This is a genomic window from Streptococcus mobilis (genome assembly GCF_059727625.1).
This window is the reverse complement of record NZ_AP041823.1, coordinates 882,432-902,448: the sequence shown is the minus strand read 5'-3', so window position 1 is coordinate 902,448 and position 20,017 is coordinate 882,432. Positions and strand designations below refer to the sequence as shown.

At 42.5% G+C, this 20,017-nt stretch carries 17 protein-coding genes; 4 read left to right on the top strand and 13 right to left on the bottom strand.

What is annotated here, in order from left to right; all coding sequences use genetic code 11:
- Positions 1–15: 15 nt before the first annotated feature.
- Positions 16–933: an ABC transporter permease gene (locus tag AC6IZR_RS04255; protein ID WP_021153492.1), complete on the bottom strand. Its 918-nt coding sequence runs from the start codon at positions 931–933 to the stop codon at positions 16–18.
- A gap of 195 nt (positions 934–1,128) precedes the next feature.
- On the opposite strand from AC6IZR_RS04255, the gene AC6IZR_RS04250 reads away from it, so the two are divergent.
- Together AC6IZR_RS04250 and AC6IZR_RS04245 are read left to right on the top strand one after the other, a co-directional pair.
- Positions 1,129–2,796, top strand: a complete 1,668-nt coding sequence (locus AC6IZR_RS04250) for a sensor histidine kinase (RefSeq protein ID WP_155198845.1) — start codon at positions 1,129–1,131, stop codon at positions 2,794–2,796.
- The gene (locus AC6IZR_RS04245) at positions 2,777–4,321 is read left to right on the top strand and encodes a helix-turn-helix domain-containing protein (RefSeq protein ID WP_497848859.1); all 1,545 of its coding nucleotides are present in this window, start codon (positions 2,777–2,779) and stop codon (positions 4,319–4,321) included. The genes AC6IZR_RS04250 and AC6IZR_RS04245 overlap by 20 nt, the downstream gene beginning before the upstream one ends.
- A 42-nt stretch (positions 4,322–4,363) precedes the next feature.
- Here AC6IZR_RS04245 and AC6IZR_RS04240 read toward each other — a convergent pair whose 3' ends face one another.
- The 7 genes from AC6IZR_RS04240 to AC6IZR_RS04210 all read right to left on the bottom strand — a co-directional run bounded on the left by AC6IZR_RS04240 (position 4,364) and on the right by AC6IZR_RS04210 (position 12,462).
- Positions 4,364–4,561, bottom strand: a complete 198-nt coding sequence (locus tag AC6IZR_RS04240) for a DUF3272 family protein (protein WP_497848858.1) — start codon at positions 4,559–4,561, stop codon at positions 4,364–4,366.
- A 38-nt stretch (positions 4,562–4,599) separates the two neighbouring features.
- A complete protein-coding gene (gene dnaX, locus AC6IZR_RS04235; protein WP_497848857.1) occupies positions 4,600–6,276 on the bottom strand; it encodes a DNA polymerase III subunit gamma/tau in 1,677 nt (558 codons plus the stop codon).
- Complete coding sequence (locus tag AC6IZR_RS04230; protein WP_497848856.1) at positions 6,276–6,773, bottom strand: GAF domain-containing protein; 498 nt, start codon at positions 6,771–6,773, stop codon at positions 6,276–6,278. Before AC6IZR_RS04230 ends, dnaX begins: the two co-directional genes overlap by 1 nt.
- A gap of 482 nt (positions 6,774–7,255) precedes the next feature.
- Positions 7,256–7,936 (bottom strand): YoaK family protein, encoded by a 681-nt coding sequence (locus tag AC6IZR_RS04225; RefSeq protein ID WP_070588872.1) that lies wholly within the window; start codon positions 7,934–7,936, stop codon positions 7,256–7,258.
- 193 nt (positions 7,937–8,129) lie between these two features.
- Positions 8,130–8,768 carry a uridine kinase gene (udk, locus tag AC6IZR_RS04220; RefSeq protein WP_003014641.1) on the bottom strand — a complete coding sequence of 213 codons (639 nt, stop codon included), beginning with the start codon at positions 8,766–8,768 and terminating at the stop codon, positions 8,130–8,132.
- Between the two features lie 648 nt (positions 8,769–9,416).
- Complete coding sequence (locus tag AC6IZR_RS04215; protein ID WP_070506358.1) at positions 9,417–11,828, bottom strand: flavocytochrome c; 2,412 nt, start codon at positions 11,826–11,828, stop codon at positions 9,417–9,419.
- A 25-nt stretch (positions 11,829–11,853) separates the two neighbouring features.
- Entirely contained in the window at positions 11,854–12,462 is a 609-nt protein-coding gene (locus AC6IZR_RS04210) for an NADPH-dependent FMN reductase (RefSeq protein ID WP_070506362.1), read from the bottom strand.
- Between the two features lie 231 nt (positions 12,463–12,693).
- Here AC6IZR_RS04210 and AC6IZR_RS04205 point away from each other — a divergent pair, with 231 nt between their 5' ends.
- Together AC6IZR_RS04205 and AC6IZR_RS04200 are read left to right on the top strand one after the other, a co-directional pair.
- Positions 12,694–13,893 carry an L-lactate MFS transporter gene (locus tag AC6IZR_RS04205; RefSeq protein WP_070506367.1) on the top strand — a complete coding sequence of 400 codons (1,200 nt, stop codon included), beginning with the start codon at positions 12,694–12,696 and terminating at the stop codon, positions 13,891–13,893.
- Positions 13,894–13,967: 74 nt separating this feature from the next.
- Positions 13,968–14,846, top strand: a complete 879-nt coding sequence (locus AC6IZR_RS04200) for an AraC family transcriptional regulator (protein WP_070506372.1) — start codon at positions 13,968–13,970, stop codon at positions 14,844–14,846.
- A gap of 266 nt (positions 14,847–15,112) precedes the next feature.
- Here the strand turns inward: AC6IZR_RS04200 and AC6IZR_RS04195 are convergent, their stop codons facing one another.
- From AC6IZR_RS04195 to AC6IZR_RS04175, 5 genes are all read right to left on the bottom strand, one after another.
- Positions 15,113–16,225, bottom strand: a complete 1,113-nt coding sequence (locus AC6IZR_RS04195) for a hypothetical protein (protein WP_497848855.1) — start codon at positions 16,223–16,225, stop codon at positions 15,113–15,115.
- A 126-nt stretch (positions 16,226–16,351) separates the two neighbouring features.
- Positions 16,352–17,398 (bottom strand): dTDP-glucose 4,6-dehydratase, encoded by a 1,047-nt coding sequence (rfbB, locus tag AC6IZR_RS04190; protein WP_070506387.1) that lies wholly within the window; start codon positions 17,396–17,398, stop codon positions 16,352–16,354.
- Between the two features lie 191 nt (positions 17,399–17,589).
- The gene (locus AC6IZR_RS04185; protein WP_003007862.1) at positions 17,590–18,183 is read right to left on the bottom strand and encodes a dTDP-4-dehydrorhamnose 3,5-epimerase family protein; all 594 of its coding nucleotides are present in this window, start codon (positions 18,181–18,183) and stop codon (positions 17,590–17,592) included.
- Complete coding sequence (gene rfbA / locus AC6IZR_RS04180) at positions 18,183–19,052, bottom strand: glucose-1-phosphate thymidylyltransferase RfbA (protein ID WP_049488821.1); 870 nt, start codon at positions 19,050–19,052, stop codon at positions 18,183–18,185. The genes AC6IZR_RS04185 and rfbA overlap by 1 nt, the downstream gene beginning before the upstream one ends.
- Before the next feature lie 92 nt (positions 19,053–19,144).
- The gene (locus AC6IZR_RS04175; protein ID WP_497848854.1) at positions 19,145–19,969 is read right to left on the bottom strand and encodes a ZIP family metal transporter; all 825 of its coding nucleotides are present in this window, start codon (positions 19,967–19,969) and stop codon (positions 19,145–19,147) included.
- Positions 19,970–20,017: the final 48 nt, after the last annotated feature.

Genomic DNA, 20,017 nt, shown 5'->3' with positions numbered 1-20,017 from the left:
AATTTCTCCTCCTTTCTAGAACAATCCTGTCTTGGTATAGCGTTTCGCAAACCAGTTGACCGACAGTAAGATAATCAAGTTAACCAAGGTATTAAAGAGACCGATCGCTGTCGAATAACTATATTGAAAATTAATCATCCCCACTTTGTAGACATAGGTCGAAATGATTTCACTTCCTGCCAGATTGAGTGGATTTTGCAAGAGCAAGACCTTTTCAAAACCAACACTGAGTAGGCTTCCTGCTCTGAGAATCAAGAGAATCATCGCCGTTGGTAACAGTAAGGGTAAGTCAATATGACGGATCTTTTGCAATCGACTCGCCCCGTCCATAGTCGCTGCTTCATAAAAGGTCGGATCAATGGCCGATAGAGCGGCTAGATAGATGATACTATCCCAACCAATATGTTGCCAAACATCGCTCCAGACATAGACACCTGCAAAGCTACCCGGTTTAGATAAGAGGGCAGGCATCTTTAAGCCGACCAATTTGAGGACATTGGCTAACAGTCCACTACTTGGAGAGAGAAAAAGAATAATCATCCCACACATGACCATGGTCGAGATAAAATGAGGCAAATAAGTTGTTACTTGAAAGATTTTTTTGAACTTGCCCACACGAATTTGGTTGCAAATGATGGCTAGAACAATCGGCAAGGGAAAACCAACCAGAATACTGTAAATAGAAATTTTCAAGGTATTCTTCATGGTTGTTGCAAATTGGAAGGATGAGAAGAACTGGTTAAAATACTTGAGACCAGCCCAAGGACTTCCAAATATCCCAGTAGCGGGAGAGTAATCTTTAAAAGCGATGACTAGACCCGCCATAGGGATATAGGCAAATAAAATCAATAAAATAATCGATGGTAGGAGCAGCACATATAAAGGAATATTTTTCTTAAATTTGCTCTGCTTCGCATTTACTTCGCTTTTCATAAGGCCCTCCTTTTCTTTCTCCTATATTTTATAGGAATCCTTTCCATCTTTATAGAACTTTTTCGTGCATCTTCATTCACTTTTCCGTTTTCTCCACACAAAAACATGCACTTTCCCGATTTTTTTTACTTTATTATCGGTTTTGTTCATGAATCCGTTTTCAAATAGTGCTATAATATATGTGAGGTGCTCATTATGAAAGCTATTCACAGAAGTACACGAGATCACTCGATTCAATTTTTTTCGCGCCTACTCTTTCTCCTCTTAGTCGTCAATACCTTGATCAACCTTCTGATTGGCGGGATTAGCCGAAATTTTATTAAACACCAAAATATGCTCCATTTAGAGGACTCCATTCATATCTATGCGGATTCTTTAAATACAGAGCTTCACTCCGTTGAGCGTTTTATGTACAGTACCATTAGCCACAATGACTATTTGACAGAACTCAATACCCCGCTTGATTTCACGGATTTTCATGAAAATCTAAAAAAACTGCGGATCGATTTCACGGAGTTTCAGTACCAGATGGATAGCCCCATTACCTTTTTCATAGAGACAAAAGATATCCCCCATTTTTTCAATGCTTCCAGTCTTCAACTGCCCTACCTGGACTATGTACAATTGAAAGATCATCTTAAAACCTATGACAAAGAAACAGACAAAACCAGTCAAAAATGGCAACGAATCAGCCTGAACCAGCATGATTATCTCTTGAAATCCCTCCATTACAAGGGCAAGGCTATCTATGCCATCATTTCTACCCAGGATATTTTAAAACCCTTGCAAAAGCTCAATATTGGAAAAAAAGGGCGCTTATCCATTGAACGGCCCAACCAGATCCATGCTACAGATTCCGTCATTCAAGCCGATAGCAATCAAACCCACCTGCCTTTTGATCTGTATGTGACGGTCGATTACGGAGACGTTTTCCGTACAAATATCGTACTGGAAACCCTTCTCTCCTTGGTCCCTTTGATCATCGCCGTTCTCTCTACCATTCTGATCCTTTATATTCGTCAACGGATGATCCAGCCGATGAAACGACTCACCCAACGTCTTTCGCAACTAGATGCTGCTTCTACCAAGCTAGATGTGATCGAAGACCAAGGGATCTTAGAGATCGATCAGGCCAATCACAAGCTCAATCAGGTCCTGATCCATATGAAAGATCTCCAAATTCGAGCCTACCACGCGCAACTCAATCTCAAAAAAGTCGAACTCAATTACCTCAAAAATCAAGTCCGACCCCATTTTTACCTCAACATGCTTTCCATGATTCACAGCATGCTCCAAACCAAGGACTATAAGGAAATCGAGGAGTTGACCAAGGTGACTTCCAACTACTTGCGTCACCTCTTTCAAGCCAATCAAGATTTTAATCGCTTAGCAGATGAAATCCAACATATCCGAAATTACCTTGAGATTCAGAAAATCCGCTATGGCGACAGCATCCACTTTGACCTGGACTGGGATCCTGGTTTGAAAGATGTAGCTATTCCCCCTCTGCTTTTACAAACCTTTGTGGAAAATGCCATCAAACACGGCTTTTCTTTCCAAGATTCCTTCCACATTCAGCTATCCATTCATGAAGAAGCAAACCAACAGCTTTCCATTTCCCTTCAGGATAACGGTCCTGGTTTTAGCTCAGCTATCTTACAAGATCTAGCAGAGAAAAAATCCTTAGTCACAGAAGATGGCCACCACATTGGTTTGACCAATGCACGGGAGCGACTGGATCTCCTCTATCCAGATCACTATACGCTTCAATTTTCAAATGGATCCCAAGGAGGGGCCTGCATCCAACTAAGCCTTCCTTATGAACCCTACAAAGGAGACACACATGAATATCCTACTCGTTGACGATGATCGTTTTATCATTAAAGCCCTACAGGAAACCATCCATTGGGAAGCCTTGGGCATTGAGCAGGTATATACCGCCTCCAGTCTGAGCCAAGCCCAAGCCATCATTCAAAGTCACCCGATTGCCCTCATGATCAGTGATATCGAGATGCCACAAGGCAGTGGGTTAGATCTCCTAGCCTGGGTCCGGTCAGAAAAATATGACATTCAAACGATCTTCCTCACCAATTATGCTGATTTCAATTATGCCCAAAAAGCCATTGAACTCCAAAGTTTTGAATACTACCTCAAGCCGATTGACCCCGACCGCTTAGAATTTATCATTCAAAAAGCCCTCAATAAGATCAAGCGCCACAAGAGTGCGGCCCAATTAGCCCAGCAAGGACAAAAAGAAGCTGAATTTTGGCATGACTACTTGCGAAAACCACGTCCATCTCAGGCAGAACAGCTCCTTCAAGAAGTGACAAAACGAGGCTATAGCCCCAAACCACATGAAGACTACCTCTTAGTCCTCATCACTCTCCACTTATTTGAAGAAGACTTTCACCCCAGCGTCCCTTCTTGGCGCTTGCAGCTCCGCCATTGTATCAAGGATCTCTCCCTGGATTTCCCTGTCCACTACTGCGCCCTCAGTAAAATCGAAAGCCAGACCGATCGCTACCTCTGCCTCTTCAAAAAGAATCAGACTACAGAGTGTGCAGACTTCCTAAAAGCTATCCAGCAGAAGATCCAGCAAGACTTAGACCGATCCTCTATCCTTCTCTATTCAGATGCCATTTCCCTTGAGACGCTCTTGATAAAGGCTCTGCAACTTTGCCAATACAGTGAAGAACAAGTCTTCCATTGGAAGAGTATCCACTCCTATACTTCTTTGGATGCACAACCTCAAAAGCCCGCTCATCGGACATCGCTCACTTTTACAAATCAACTAGAGACGGAACAGCTCCTCCAAATCATCCATAGCTTAGAGACTCAAGATCGCATCCCGCTCTCAGCTCTGAGTGAACTCCAGCTAGACTGGACCCAGCAAATTGGGATTTATCTGGACAAGAACGGCATTCTCGCCCACAAGTTATTTCAAAACAAACACCATCAATTTCTCTTCGAACGGCGGTTTCATGCCATCGAAGCTTTTGAAGCCTATATCGGGGATTACTGGAGCTCTGCTCGCCATTATGTGATCGATCTAGAACACCAATCCAATCTCATCCAACGGATCACTGACTACATCGATCACCATTACAAGGAGGATATCAGTCGCACCAAGCTGGCCGAAATGGTTTTTCTTAGTCCAGATCATCTAGCACGGGTGTTTAAGCGCGATACCGGCGAAACACTGGTGAAATACATCACCGATAAACGGATGGCCGCCGCAAAAGAGATGCTATCACAAAGCGATACCCCCATTTACCAAGTCGCCCTCCAGGTGGGCTATGACAACTACTCCTACTTTACAAAGGCTTTTAAACAGAAGGTCGGCCTCTCCCCAGGAGATTACCGCAAGCAATGCCAAGAAGCCTTTTAAAACAAGAAAAAACCTTTGAAAAAGGATTTCTTTTCAAAGGTTTTATTTTCTTTTCTTTCTGATTTCTTTTTCAATGACACTAGCAATCTTCTCCACCATATAGGCCGTCTGGAGATTGCGTAAGATCAAGAGGGCCCAAAAACATGCAAAGAGCATTTGACCCGCCATGGTCGCTTCATTGAAAAAGTATGTCTCCATAGCAGTAAAGACTGCTATCACTGCAAATTGTTTTCTATTCATAAAATTATTTTACCATGATTCAGTAAAAAATTCATGTATTAATCGTCTTGCAGGGTGATTTTATCGGATAAAAAGTGAAATTCCTCAGGGATGACACTTTCCTCTTCTTCTACCACTTCCGCTTTTTGTCCACGCGCCTTAGCCGAAAACTCTGCCCGAATTTGGGTCCATTCTTCCATCGAAACAGCTAAAATTTCTGGCGAGAAGCCCGCAGCATTGCTGAGAATATTTCCAAACATGGTATTGAGGTTGTCCCGCTTCATGGTCTGTTCAGCATTAAAGGCAGACTCAAAGGCTAAAATAGCGTGATTTTCATTGGCAGCGACCGGCTGAGATCCGATTAAGAGGGCCTTATCCGCACCTGCCAAGCTCTCGATGATTTCCCCCCAAGCGTTCTGAAGACGGATCAAGTTGGTCCGTGCCAACTCTGGGTTTTCAACCGCCTCTTGTAAAATCGCATTGACCTTGTTTCGATCCGCACGGTAGCCCTTGTTCGACTTGGTTGGACGAGCTACTGTCGGTTTTGAAGCAGGAAGACTGCTACCTGATTGCGCTAACTGTTGCTTGAGTTGAGCGACTTCCTTCTTCAAGTCCTCCAGCTGAGCTAACACATTGGAAGGAACCTCCACAGCTGCTGAGTTAGTAGCTTGGCCCGTGCTTTCAGCCAATTTAATGGTCATCATTTCAGTATAGATACGAGGTTGCAGACTATTTTTGATGTCCGCTAGACTAGTCGTCGCCTGGTCAATCAGGGCAAAAAGACGGGCTTGATCAACTTCAAGATTCGCCGCAAACAAGTCACTAGCGTGAGTGTTTTCTCCACCTGTTTGGACAATCAAAAGATCTCTCAGGTATTGAAGTAAGTCCGTGACGAAACGGGCCATATTCTTCCCATTATCAAAGATAATCGCCAGCTGATCCAGCGCCGCTGTCGCATCATGAGCCAGGATGGCAGCCACGTACTGATCGAGCGCAGCTAGACTGATGGAGCCCGTAATCTCTTCAGCGATTGCTGTCGTCAACTCACTACCCGCAGTCAGACTCAGGGCTTGGTCCAAAATGGACAAGGCATCCCGCATCCCACCTTCAGCGCGCCGAGCAATGATCTGGACAGCATCTGCTTCATAGGCAATGCCTTCTGTAGCTAAGATGCTTTCCAAATGGTGAACGATATCCGGTAGTTTGATGGATTTGAATTCAAAGCGTTGCACCCGTGACAGAATAGTGGCTGGAATTTTGTGCAATTCCGTTGTTGCAAGGATAAAGACCACATTTTCCGTCGGCTCTTCCAGCGTCTTCAACAAGGCATTAAAGGCCCCTGTCGAGAGCATGTGGACCTCATCGATAATGTAGACCTTGTGCTTGGCTAGACTCGGAGCATAGGTGGATTTGTCGCGAATATCCCGAATTTCATCGACCCCATTGTTGGAGGCCGCATCGATCTCGATGACATCTTCTAGGCTCCCATTGGTAATGGATTCACAGATATAGCAGTCGTTACAAGGCTCCCCATTGACTTGATTAGGACAGTTCATAGCCTTAGCAAAGATCTTGGCTACACTGGTTTTCCCAGTACCACGAGGACCAGAAAAGAGATAGGCATGGCTGATCTTCTCCTGCTCGACAGCCTGTCTCAATGTCCGTGCCACTACTTGCTGGCCGACCAATTGGCCAAAGGTCTGGCTACGGTATTTCCGATATAAAGCTTGATACATTAGTTCTTAACTCCAAACATCTTAAAGTCCCAGTTTGTCTTATCGATCAAGAGAGCGACAAACTTTTCCAAATACTCTTGATCCAGCTGATCATAGTCAGAGACACACTCTGAATCCAGGTCTAAAACCCCAAGGAGCTGACCGTCCTTGACCATAGGCACCACAATCTCACTCATAGCCCGGCTATCACAGGAAATATAGTTGGCATGTTGGCGCACATCATCGACAATCATGGTTTCCTGCTTTTGAGCTGCTTCTCCACAGACACCCTTTCCGAGTGCGATATGGACACAAGAAACACCTCCCTGAAAAGGTCCCAAGATCAATTCCGTTTGGTCATACAAATAAAAGCCTGCAAAGACCGAACGAGGCAGGGCTTGATTTAAGAGCGCACTGGCATTGGACATATTAGCCAAGGCATTGCTTTCTCCTGTTAAGAGAGCGTCTAACTGAGCCAGCAAGAGCTGGTATTGTGATTCTTTTTCCGAATGTTTCATACCTTCCATTATACCAAATCTTTGCCCAAAAATTAAGCTTCAAACAGCGAAAGAAAAGAGCGTGGGACAGAAATCGGTAATTCGTTAGAATTCGATTTCGTTGTCCCACCTCCGCACAATTGAGTAGGGCTGTAAAAGCTGATGAAATCAGCGTAGTAGAGCCTACTCAACCACTGCGTCTTGCTCGACAATCCAAAAATAATTGAGAGGCTAGGACTTTTGTCCCAGCCTCTGGAATATTGATAAAGTTATCTGAAAAACTTTCCTTAGGTGAGGACGGACGTCAGCGAACTTCGAAGAAGTTCCATGACTAATTATTGAGCCTAAGGTCTCAATAATTCCGAGTGCTAGAAACAATCGTGTTTCTAGCACTTTTCTCACGGCGGAAAGTTTCAATATATTCTTGATTCATTTTAAAAATGAAATCTCAGTTTTATTTCTTTGCAAAATCATTTAACTCATTCTTCTAAAAATGATTTTATCTATTCATGTCGCCGATTGAAGTGAAAGACCTCAAAATACTGAATGGCACGATAGATTAAAAAGATAGTCAAGATGATGGACACCAGCCAAATGGTCTCTAATCCATAAAACTGGATCAAATAGGTCGAAAAAATGGCCCCAAAGACGAAACTCCCGATCAAGCAGGTCATAAAGATGGCTTCCCAGAGGAATTTCTTCTCCTTTTCTCTGACAAAATTCCCATAAGCCACCATGGTTTTCTTGAGATTTCCCGTCATGAAGGAATGATTATAAGCGTAGCCATCCACTTCTCCAAAAGAAGTCGCAACGATTCCTAAACTCAAGCCAAAAAAAGGCACGATGAAGACATTTTTTACCGATGCTGGCAAAAATCCCGTCACCAAGGTCGTGAGGATAAAGGGCACCAAGGTACTGAGGCGCCAGACTGAATTGTCAATCAAACGCCGCAAAACCGTCATCAAAAAGATTCCCAGCATAAAGGCCAACATGGTCGCTAACTTTACTTCTACATCTGAGATCTGCTGGCCAATCAAACCAACCGATAGAAAGACCACATTTCCCGTCTGGCCTGCCGCCAAGGTCCCACCCCGACAAATAAAAGTATAAGCATCTGAAAAACCAGCACACATGGTCAATAAACAAGCGAACGCCTTGGTCCGCGAATGAAACTCCCTTTTCATTTCCACTCTCCCTAGGAAAAAGAGGGAGTGGTACAGAATGTTAAAAACCATTTCTCGTACCACCCCCGCAACATTGATTGAGAACTCTTTCGAGCTTTTAGGCGAATGACGAGTCTCACCAACTACTGCGATATTCCGTAATTCCAACTATTGTTATTGGATTGGAGATCGATTTCCCTCTTTCTCCCTATTTTTATTTTCCTTCACGCGCTCCGTTGAGGATTTTTTCAATCTTGGTTGTGATCAAGTCAATCGCAACTGTGTTGGTCACGCCCTCAGGAATGATCACGTCCGCATAACGCTTGGTTGGCTCGATGAACTGGTGATACATCGGTTTTACTACACCAAGGTATTGCTCAATGACACTATCAAGACTCCGGCCACGCTCCTCCATATCGCGCTTGATCCGGCGAATAATCCGCACATCATCATCCGTATCAACGAAAATCTTGATGTCCATCAAGTCCCGAAGACGCTTGTCTTCAAGAACTAAGATTCCTTCCACGATGAAAACATCTTGTGGTTCCTGACGATAGGTCTTGCTGCTGCGCGTATGTTCCGCATAGTCATAAGTTGGGATATCCACCGGACGACCCTCCAAGAGTTCATTGATCTGCGCAATCATCAAGTCCGTATCAAAGGCAAAAGGATGGTCATAGTTGGTCTTGATCCGCTCCTCAAAGGTCAAATGACTCTGGTCCTTGTAATAAGAATCATGCTCAATCATGGCAATCTTTTCATTCGGGAAATTAGCCAAAATGGCACGAGACACACTGGTCTTTCCACCACCAGAACCACCAGTAACACCAATAATAATAGGTCTATTTTGCATTTTCTACTCCATTACTTGTAGTCGCCTGAGAAACAATAGACATCTCAGACACATCTTATCCATTTTACCATATTTTTGTCTAGACATGAATAGTTTTTCAGTAAGAAGTTTGGAAACAAAAACTCTAAGCAGCCTCAGCCTGCTAACTCATGAAAGAAAAGAAAGTGTGGTTTAAAATAAAGGTGAACAATAGAATTCCGCGGTCATTAATAGGGCTTTGCCCTAGTTCATATGAAAGTGCCGGCATTAAAAAACCCTCACACCTCACACCAAGAATACGACAAAGAAAAAGTGCTAGGACTGAGGCGACAGTTCTAACACCAAAATTTTTAAAAATTTCAATTACAGTATCGTACAAGAAGAGTATTTTTTGCGCTCTTTTTGATGTTTTTTTCAAATAAAAAGTCACCGAATTTGGTGACTTCATTAGGAGATTATGATGAAAAAAGTTTTAGGATTTCATTAAATGAAGGTTACTCAATGAAAATCGAAATCAGACTAGGCAGAGCGACGCAAACATAACTAAAGTTAGGTAAGTCGAATTTAACGAAGTATGGTGAGATTTTCGAAGAGTAATAAGAGATCTTCATTTAATGATGACAAGATACATGAACAGACTTAAAGTTAGCTAAGATTTTAAATCCACCACTAACAATTTTCTTTAACAGCTGTTTGACCTGCAATCCGTCCAAAAGTAAAGATATCCGTAAGCGAATTTCCTCCTAGACGGTTACCTGCGTGAAGTCCTCCTGCAACTTCTCCGGCAGCATACAAACCAGGAATAATCTGACCTTTTTCATTCAAAACATGTGTTGAAGTATCAATCTTGAGACCACCCATTGTATGGTGAACAGCTGGTTTTCTTGGTGTTGCGTAGAACGGTGCGACCTCACACTTGAGATCAAAACTACCCTTGTTAAATTCAGGGTCAAATCCCGCATCCACATAAGAATTGTACTTTTTGATTGTATCTGCTAAAACCTGTGGATCCATGCCAATCTGAACAGCCAACTCTTCTATCGTATCTGCACGGTATAGAGTGCCTGCTTTGACTTGGGCATCGATTTTTTCTTGGCTAGTATTATAGGCTGTTGCCTTGATGCGATCATCTGCAATCAAGTAGAACAAGCCTCCATTATCAATCGCTGCTTGAGATAGCTTGTCTCGGCTACCGTACTCATCTACAAATCGTTTCCCTTCAGTATTTACCATGATGAAATTAGCTGGAGGAACTTGAAGTCCTGAGAAGAGAGCACCTGTCACTGGATCAGATACCGGCATCATTTGACTAAAGCCCATCCCCACTAGATCTGCACCTACACTTTGACCTAAGAGGATTCCATCCCCTGTTACAGCTGGTGTATTAGAGGTAGCAATATCATCCGCAATTTCGGTCCAGTAGGTATTGTATTTTTGTAGCATCTTAGTATTGGCACCAAATCCTCCAGAAGCTAAAACAACAGCATCTGCATGAACGAGGATGGTTTGACCGTTTCGGCCTTCTGCTCTAACACCCTTGACAGTCCCTTCTTCTACAAGCAATTCTTTAACTGGAGAGTCCGTCAAGATCTTGCCACCATTTTCTAGAACATATTTTTGTAGAACTGAGATAAAGGCATAACCCATGGGTTGAACCGGCTTATGACCACGACGCCAAAGAGCTCCAACTGGCATTGTGACTTCACTACGAACAAATTCAACACCGATGTCTTCCAACCAGCGAACAGACTCAAGGGCTCGTTCGGTCAATACAGAAACTAAATCATATTGACCATGAATTTCATGTCCTTGTAAATCTTTTCGTTTTCCACCGATATAGGTTTGGATACGGTAAAGTAAAGTAGAGTCAAACAAATAGCTAGGGTCCTGCAAATACTGCTCAACCTCAACTTTCAAGGCTCTAAAGTCTTCTAAATATTCTGGGTCAATCGTTGATTCATCTATCGCAATCAATTCTTGAAGAGTGTTTGCCTCACCTGGATGAGCTTCGAAGGTTCTTTGCCATACTGGATCTGGTGCGTTCATTGGACCACCCGCACGAACGGTATTTCCTCCAATTGCTGGGAATTTCTCTACAACAATTGGCTTCTTACCAGCTTGTAATACTGCAGCAGCTGCAGCTAAACCGGCTCCTCCACCTCCGACAATGACAACGTCGGCCTGATAAGTTTTATCTTCTTTATCTAGGGCAGATGGTGCTTTGGAACGTTTCCGTAAAACATCTGGATTTGCACCGGCTTGTTTGACCGCACGTGCAACTCCGTCCAAGACACCATTTGAAGTTACAGAAGCACCTGACACCGCATCAACATTTAAAGTTTGTCCCTCAATGATTTCTGCTGGAATACGAGTGAAAACAACATCTGCGATTCCTGAAGATTCTCCAGAAGAATCAATTTCAATTTTTTCAATACGGTCCTCAGAAACTGTGACGTCCATTGGCAATTTACCATTATGACCTTCAGTTGTAACGTGATAAGTTCCTGGCTCAAATCGAATTTCTTCAGGAAGATTTAGTTGGTTTGCAACAGATACAAAGCGAAGGAAACGATAGAAACAACTATCTAAGAAATCGATAGTTCGCTCATCAACCAAATCCCCATTTGCATCAAATGCTCGATGAGCTCGGCCAAGTAAGAATTCACTTCCTGGCATAACTGTTGCATTTACACCAGGTGCATCCAAAATCTGACGAAGATGAAGTTGGGCACGTGAAGAACCTTGAACATCATAAGAAGCCCCTACAATCATGGTTGGTTTTCCATCTAGTGGATGGATGTTAAAAGACAACCACTCGATCAAGCTATTCAAACTTGATGGAATCGTATGATTGTGTTCAGGTGTCGAAATAATCACACCGTCTGCTTCCGAAATCGCTTGGTTAAACTTCTGAATAACAGGTGTAACTGTTTGATCATCGGTTTCATTGAACATCGGTACATCGGTAATTTCTAAAATCTCAATATCCGCTTTGGTTGCAAAATGTCTTTGCATAAATTGCAACAAACTACGGTTATAAGATTGTTTGGCATTGGTACCAACAATAGCTACTAATTTCATGGATTGTACTCCTTTCTTGAGACGCTTATGCTTTCAACCATTCTTCCCAGATGAATGATTTCTTACGGTTTGTATCTTCTGGTTTGACCAATGCTTTTGTTAGTTCAACAAAATTTTGGAACTCTGAAAAATGTTCTTCCAACTCTGCAACTTTTTCAGGATTGTTCAAATGATTGTCATCATCCAATACTTGTTCAGAATGACCTAGGAGAAATTCTGTCCCTGGCATCACTCTTGCTTTCAGTTCAGGCGCATCAAGAATCTGACGCAAGTGCGCTTGGGCTCTAGATGTTCCAAGCAATCCAAGAGAAGCTCCGACAATCATCGTTGGTTTGTTAATCAAAGCGCGACTAGTGTAGGCAATCCATTCCAAAGCTGAAGCCAGAGGTGCCGGTATGGTGTGGTCATACTCAGGTGTTGAGATAATCACACCATCTGCAGCAAGGATTTTTTCTGAAAAAGCTTGAACTTCGGCAGGTGCTAGCTTATCCTCAGGTTCGTTAAATGCTGGCAATTGTTTGATTTCCAATACCTCAATGTCAGCTTTATCTGAAAAATGTTTTTGCATAAATTTTAAGAGTTTCCGATTGGTTGAGCGGTCAGAATTTGTTCCAACGATAGCAACTAGTTTCATCTTGCTACCCCCTTTATTTGTTTGATTTCATATCTTTAATATCATTATACAACTTTGGCCTTTCTTGTGAATCAATAGCCCTAAAAGATTGTGTTATCCTATCAGTTTATCTTAGTTTAGTATAACTTAGTGAAAAAAATAACAATATTTTTTGAGAAAGTATTGACCCTCATTTTTAACTATGTTATAGTCTTTGTGAAAATATGTATTAAGTTAGTGGAGGTTTTTCTTATGAAAGAGACATTCAATCGTTGGCAAGTTTTAGCTGCATCAACTGCTATTCTCCTCTGTACAGGGGCAGTCTATTCTTTTTCCGTTTTCGCTGGGCCTCTAAGTTCTTCAACAGGCTGGTCAATGTTCGAAATCATGCTCGCATTTGCAATTAACTCAGCAATCGGACCTATCCCCATGATTCTCGGAGGTTATTTGGTAGACAAGGGATATGTAAAATGGACAATTGCCCTTGGTGCACTTCTCTTTGCTAGCGGTTTTTACCTGACTGGTTATGCTAGTTCACCAGCCATGCTTTATCTGACCTATGGGTTGATGGCAGGTCTCGGTCAAGGATTTGCCTATTCAGGAGCCCTCTCAAATTCACTTCGTCTCTTCCCTGATAAACGTGGCTTAGCTTCTGGGATTCTAACAGGAGGTATGGGGTTTGCTGCAGTTATCGCGTCACCAGTTGCAAGTAGTCTCATTCAAAAACAAGATGCCTTCTTTGCTTTTCGAACAATTGGACTGGTCTATATTGTTGTTATTATCTGTGGAATTTTCTTCATTAAGGCAGCCCCAAGTGGTTACCAACCTACAGATTGGAAAGCTCCAGTACAAACTAAACAAGTACCTGCTAATAAAAACTGGAAAGAAATGCTACAAAGTCCGCTATTTTACATTATTATCAGCATGTTCTTTGTCGGTGCTTTCTCTGGTTTAATGATTGCCTCTCAGGCATCCCCAATTGGTCAATCAATGTTTGGCCTTTCAGCTGGAACAGCAGCTCTCTATGTTTCTCTTTATTCAATCGCGAACTCTAGTGGTCGCTTTATCTGGGGATCACTCTCTGATAAAATTGGTCGTTCTCAGACTTTATTGATTATCTATTCAGTCATCGTATTGGCACTCTTCTCTTTAACAATTATCCCTGGACAACTTGGTTTCACTCTAGGAATCCTCGGACTTGGTATCTGCTTCGGTGGTGTTATGGGAGTCTTCCCTTCCATTGTCATGGAGAACTACGGACCTACAAATCAGGGGGTCAACTACGGCATCGTCTTTACAGGATATTCTTTAGCTGCATTTTTTGCACCTAAAGTTGCGGTTCAAATGGCAGCAGCCAACAATGGAAATTACAGTGCTGCATTCTACGTCGCTATCGCTTTAGCAGTTGTTGGGCTCCTTCTCAACCTTCTATATATGAAGAAGAAAGGCTAAAAAAGAGAACTTCCTATATAAGGAAGTTTTTTTGATATAATAAAACTAGAAATAGTTTATCGGGAGGATTTATCATGGCTCAATATTCACGACATTTACGAGATAACCCATCTGATTTCCCCTACGATTTTGAAAAACAAATCTTATCTAAGCAATCAGCTGATACCATTTATCATTGGCATCCTGAACTTGAGATAATCTATGTCAAAAAAGGAACTGCTACCTTGTATATCAATTCTGAGCACTTTGAAAGTCATGAAGGCGATATTTTTCTGATTCAGCCAACATCTCCTCATGCTATCTACGCTATTGAAAATCAAGAACAAATTTCTACAGTTTTTCGCATCCATCTAGATTTCCTAGGTAGGAATCAAATAGACAGTTTTAGCCAACGCTATATTCAACCAATATACTCTGGACATTTTTATCTCACTCCTCGGATTTCGCCAGACGATCATGCTTATGAACCAATTCGCGATTGTCTTTTTTCTCTCTTTTCTATCCTTGAAGAACAGAGTATTTACTACGACCTCCTATTAAAGTCTAAACTCTATGAATTTTTCTATCTTCTCTTTAAGCACAGGTATGTCAATCGACACTATACAGATGATACGTATCAAAAATATCAGAAATTAAAAGAAATGATTGGTTATCTTGAGCATCACTATGCAGAGCCCATTCAAATTGATCATCTTGCTACAACATTTGGATATAGCAAAAATCACTTTATGAATATATTCAAACAACACACTGGGACAAGCTGTATGGATTATCTGATACGAATGCGTTTAGAGAAGGCTTGTGAAAAGCTCGTTCAAACCAATCAAAGTGTTCAAGAAATAGCAAGCCAGGTCGGCTTTACTAACCTCTCAAACTTCAATCGACAATTCAAACAGCATTTTCACTTGACTCCTAGACAATATCGAAACCAACAACTCAAAAAAGAATCCTAACCATATCTCTCCTTAGAATCTTACTTGGGAAACTTTTCTTTCTCAAATAAAAAGGACCTTGCAGTCCTTTCAGACTGAAGAAAAGTCCATTTTGGACAATTTTCTTCAGTCTTTTTTAAAAATAGAGAAAGTAAAAACTCTTAAGAATAGCGCTACACCAGCATTCCTAAGAGCTTTCATTATATGGTATCCAACCTACAAAATGGCAATGTTTCTATTGCTGGTAGGGTTTGTCTACGTTCTAAAAGGACCTTACGGTCCTTTCATTATTTCACTTTTTCTAATTTTGCAGCAAATTCATTCCCACCATGTAAGACGAGTATATTCTTTCCACCGTTGACAGGTACGAAACAATAATTTGAATTAGCTTGTATATAGACTTCCTTAGCACTCTTCACTTGATAGCCTTGTGATTTCACCGCTTCTTGAATTACTTCAAATGTGTGTTCGATCTCTTCTTTAGAAGTCGTGTCTCCATCATACTTTTCTGAATCAGCTAGAGAATAGAATGCGTAAGCCTTGCTATCGTAATACTTATCACTAATAATTCCGTGATCTGAAATCTGAACAGTTGTATTATCTCCTTCTGTCACATTCTTCCATTTTCCAATCATGGCCTTTGGTGTTTCAACCTTATGATAGACCAAATTATCTTCAAAGTTTCCTTTGTATGATTTATAAGTTTTCAAGTCGAATAAATCATTTCTTAAAATAATATTGCTTCCGTCTTTTTGGAGCAAGTTATAGCGTGTGTTCCCACCAGACTTAATAACAACTATTTCTGTCGTATTCAGGTTAAATTTCTTATCGACATCCGCAAGTGAATGCAAGTCAGTTGCATTCAACAAAGAAAGTGCTGTATTAAATTCTTTTTTCGCTTCATTGCCCTTGAGAACCTTTTTGATGGTCTCATCGCCATTGACTCTTTGTTTCTTTCCGCTTAGTTCATAAGTGACCGGACTTGAATCCGTATCTCGCAACCAAACGCCATCTACACTTGGTCCACCTAAAAAGAAAAAGAACCAAGCAAAAGCAATCACTGCGACAAGTCCTCCAACTGCACCCCCAATCTGTGCTTGTTTATTGAAAGAAAATGTCAATTTTTTCGGTCTTGGAACAGGTTGCAAGGTTTTCGCAGATGGTTGTGGTTGGACAAAAGCAGTCTGCTCTTGTGAAATAGGTGCGCTAGGTGCAACAGGTGCTTCTTGAGCAGGAGCCTGCGCTTCAGTTGCTGGAGCTGGTGCCTCAGTTGTTGGAGTCGGCGCTTCTGTTCGCTCTACGACAAACTCCCCTTTTTCACGCGCTTCTTGAAATTCTTGCATAGTCGGTTTGCGACCATTGATCGCTTCAAAGTATTCAACCCAATCTCTTTGATTCATTTTAACTTCCTCTTTTGATTCAGTATAGAAACTACTCTTATTATACCATAAATCAATTCCCTATTTAGTGACTTTTTTAGAAAAGCAAGAAAAAGCCCAAGCGGTTTCCCACTTGGACTAACATCATTATTTCAAAACTTTTTGTGTTTTCGCGTAGTTGGCTTCGACAGCTTCTTTTTCAGCTTTCCACCAGTCTTGGTGGTCTGTATACCACTTGATGGTGTCTTCCAAACCTGCTTCGAAGTTTGTGAATTGTGGTTCCCAACCCAATTCTTCACGTAATTTTGTTGAATCGATGGCGTAACGCAAATCGTGACCAGCACGGTCTGTTACACGGTCGTAAGCATCTTTTGGTTGACCCATTTTTTCAAGGATGAGTTCAAGCACTTCCTTATTGTTCTTTTCACCGTCAGCACCGATCAAGTAGGTTTCACCGATACGGCCCTTAGTGAGGATAGCCCAAATACCAGTTGAGTGGTCATTAGTGTGGATCCAGTCACGGACGTTCTTTCCTTCACCATAAAGTTTTGGCTTGATGCCAGACAAGATATTGGTGATTTGACGTGGGATGAACTTCTCGATGTGTTGGTATGGTCCATAGTTGTTTGAGCAGTTTGAAATCGTTGCTTTGACACCGAAGGAACGGACCCAAGCCTTCACGATCAAGTCTGAAGCAGCCTTGGTTGATGAATAAGGGGATGATGGGTTGTATTTGGTTTCAGCAGTGAATTTTTCACCAGGACCTTCCCCATGTCCAGGAAGATCCTCACGCAATGGAAGGTCTCCATACACCTCGTCTGTTGACACGTGGTGGAAACGAATATCGTACTTACGAGCCGCTTCCAAGAGTGTATAAGTTCCAACAAAGTTTGTGTAGATAAATGGAGATGGATCTTTGAGAGAGTTATCATTGTGGCTTTCAGCTGCATAGTGGACAATGGCATCAGCCTTAGCAGCCAATTTATCAACTAATGCAGCATCTGCGATATCTCCCACAACCAATTCAACACGATCCCCAAGGATTTCTTCAATATTGGCACGGTTACCAGCGTAAGTGAGTTTGTCAAGGACAGTCACATGTACATCTGGATGGTTGTTGTAGACATAGTGTACGAAGTTTGAACCGATGAAACCAGCGCCACCGGTTACGATGATGTTTTTATATTCAGTCATTTTTTCTCCAAATAGTTTTTAGTTTTGATTGTTCCTTTAGCTAGTGAGGGACGCCAGCACCCCTTCGGTTTCATGGCTAAATCCGAAGCCGTAGTCTCCGGATTCCCCTACAAGATTCCCTACGGCAATCTTGTTTCCACTAGGACAGGAACGATCCTACCAGGCTCCTTGCAGCTATGCAAGGCTCATTTTTACAAATCTTCTGCTTTAAGGGGTTTAACGTCTTTGAGCAGTGGGTGATTTTTGTCTGCTTCTGAGACTTCTGCTTCTTCCAAGTTTTCCCACTGGATGTCTAGGCTTGGGTCTGCGTAATTAACAAATGCATATTTTGGCTTGAGCTCCAATGCCCAGTAGTCATTGACTAAGTAGGTATAAGCCACTTTATCCGTCAAAACTTGGAATCCATTGGCAACACCACGAGGGACAAAGATTCCTTTAGAAGCATCAATCACAGTTTGGTAAGTGTTCCCAAAGGTCTCACCTTCACGAAGGTCTACCCAAGTACCGAGAACCTTTCCTTCATCTGCTACAGAGATGTACTTGTCCCAGGGTTCTGCATGCAAGCCACGCAATACATTCTTACGAGAGAATGAAATGTTATTTTGCAACTTGCCTTCCGCAAAGAAGCTTTCTGGAAAACCAAGAGGAAGCATCTTCTCTTTTTGGAAGTTTTCCTTGAACCAACCACGGTTGTCTCCACGAACTGGAATATCAAACTCCATCAAACCTGGGATCGCTTCAATCTTGCGGGCTGCTAATTCTTTCTCGAAAAATTGTTCTGTCATTAAGCTTCTCCAATCAAACGGAGCAAGTATTGTCCGTATTCGTTTTTCTTCAGTGATTGCGCTAATTCATGGACTTGTTCTTTGTTGATATAACCCATGCGATAGGCGATTTCTTCAAGGTTGGCTACTTGGACGTTTTGCAAGCGTTGAACCGTCTCGATATATTGAGAAGCCTGCAAGAGACTTTCATGAGTTCCTGTATCCAACCAAGCAAAGCCACGGCCCATGAGCTCAACAGAGAGATCTCCACGCTCCAAATAGGCCTTGTTGACATCGGTGATTTCAAGCTCTCCACGAGGACTTGGTTTGATGTTTTTGGCAATCTCTACCACATCATTGTCATAGAAGTAAAGACCAGTCACCGCAAAGTTTGATTTCGGATGTTCTGGTTTTTCTTCGATAGAGATGGCGTTCATATCCGCATCAAACTCTACCACACCAAAACGTTCTGGATCTTTGACTTGGTAACCAAAGACAGTCGCGCCTTTTTCTTTCGCTTCCGCCCGTTGCAACATGGCTGTCAAGCCATTTCCATGAAAAATATTGTCCCCAAGAACGAGGGCAACATGATCATCCCCAATAAATTCTTCTCCAATGATGAAGGCTTGCGCCAAGCCATCTGGGCTTGGTTGCTCTGCATAAGAGAGGGAAATTCCTAGTTCAGAACCATCTCCAAGAAGCTCTTCAAAACGAGGAAGATCCTGCGGAGTTGAGATGATTAAGATTTCTTTGATCCCTGCCAACATAAGGGTTGACAGTGGATAGTAGATCATTGGTTTGTCATAAATGGGCATCAACTGTTTGGAAGCCGCACGAGTCAAAGGATACAAACGAGTACCTGAGCCACCAGCTAAAATAATACCTTTCATAATGTTAGGCCTTTCTACGTAGTCATTACCCTTATTTTATCATGTTTATATAAAAAAGTCACCTTGTTTCCATGCTACAAGGTGAGGACACTTTATCCAAGAGCGACATCTAAGATCATCATAATCACAAAGCCAACCATGAGGCCGAGGGTCGCAACGTCCGTGTTGCCATTGGTCTGCGAATCTGGGATCAACTCTTCAACCACTACCAAGATCATCGCACCTGCCGCAAAAGAGAGGGCATACGGCAAAATGGCCGTCATAGATAGGACTGCTACTGCTCCTAGCAGGGCTCCTACTGGCTCCACGATAGCTGACATAGATCCCCAATAAAAGGCATTGAGACGAGATTTCCCATCCGTCCGAATCGGGATCGAAAGGGCAGCCCCTTCTGGGATATTTTGCAAACCAATCCCAATAGCTAGGCCAACCGCCCCGATAAAGGCTTCTGGACTAGGATTACTCGCGAGGGCTCCGAAGGCCACTCCGACTGCCAAGCCCTCTGGGAAATTGTGGATGGTAATGGCTAAGAAAAGAAGGGTCGTTTTCGACAACTTCTTCTCTCTCGGCGTATGGATGCTCTCGGCCTCTTCAATCTCCTTACTCATATGAAGGTGAGGGACGATAGCGTCGATCAAGCGGAGGAAAAATCCTCCAGCTAGAAAACCAACGGCCGCTGGCAACCAAGCCAAACTTCCATAGGAGTTTTCCGCATACTCAATAGACGGTTGCAAGAGCGACCAAAACGATGCCGCAATCATGACCCCTGCCGCAAAGCCCATCATGATGTCCAGTAATTTTCGACTAATATGCTTGAAGAAAAAGACGATGGCGGACCCGACAATGGTACAGCCCCATGTAAACAATCCTGCGAGAAAGGCCTGTAAGACCACGGATTGTGATTGAAACCAATTCATAACAACTCCCATTTTCTTGTTAATTCACTTGTTCTATTCTACTATTTT

Coding starts and splice junctions, on each gene's coding strand:
- AC6IZR_RS04200 (WP_070506372.1), top strand. CDS start 13,968: ATGGCTCAATATTCACGACATTTACGAGATAACCCATCTGATTTCCCC.
- AC6IZR_RS04255 (WP_021153492.1), bottom strand. CDS start 933: ATGAAAAGCGAAGTAAATGCGAAGCAGAGCAAATTTAAGAAAAATATT.
- udk (WP_003014641.1), bottom strand. CDS start 8,768: ATGCAAAATAGACCTATTATTATTGGTGTTACTGGTGGTTCTGGTGGT.
- AC6IZR_RS04240 (WP_497848858.1), bottom strand. CDS start 4,561: ATGAATAGAAAACAATTTGCAGTGATAGCAGTCTTTACTGCTATGGAG.
- AC6IZR_RS04230 (WP_497848856.1), bottom strand. CDS start 6,773: ATGAAACATTCGGAAAAAGAATCACAATACCAGCTCTTGCTGGCTCAG.
- rfbB (WP_070506387.1), bottom strand. CDS start 17,398: ATGACTGAATATAAAAACATCATCGTAACCGGTGGCGCTGGTTTCATC.
- AC6IZR_RS04250 (WP_155198845.1), top strand. CDS start 1,129: ATGAAAGCTATTCACAGAAGTACACGAGATCACTCGATTCAATTTTTT.
- AC6IZR_RS04245 (WP_497848859.1), top strand. CDS start 2,777: ATGAATATCCTACTCGTTGACGATGATCGTTTTATCATTAAAGCCCTA.
- AC6IZR_RS04185 (WP_003007862.1), bottom strand. CDS start 18,183: ATGACAGAACAATTTTTCGAGAAAGAATTAGCAGCCCGCAAGATTGAA.
- AC6IZR_RS04175 (WP_497848854.1), bottom strand. CDS start 19,969: ATGAATTGGTTTCAATCACAATCCGTGGTCTTACAGGCCTTTCTCGCA.
- AC6IZR_RS04210 (WP_070506362.1), bottom strand. CDS start 12,462: ATGAAACTAGTTGCTATCGTTGGAACAAATTCTGACCGCTCAACCAAT.
- dnaX (WP_497848857.1), bottom strand. CDS start 6,276: ATGTATCAAGCTTTATATCGGAAATACCGTAGCCAGACCTTTGGCCAA.
- AC6IZR_RS04225 (WP_070588872.1), bottom strand. CDS start 7,936: ATGAAAAGGGAGTTTCATTCGCGGACCAAGGCGTTCGCTTGTTTATTG.
- AC6IZR_RS04215 (WP_070506358.1), bottom strand. CDS start 11,828: ATGAAATTAGTAGCTATTGTTGGTACCAATGCCAAACAATCTTATAAC.
- AC6IZR_RS04205 (WP_070506367.1), top strand. CDS start 12,694: ATGAAAGAGACATTCAATCGTTGGCAAGTTTTAGCTGCATCAACTGCT.
- AC6IZR_RS04195 (WP_497848855.1), bottom strand. CDS start 16,225: ATGAATCAAAGAGATTGGGTTGAATACTTTGAAGCGATCAATGGTCGC.
- rfbA (WP_049488821.1), bottom strand. CDS start 19,052: ATGAAAGGTATTATTTTAGCTGGTGGCTCAGGTACTCGTTTGTATCCT.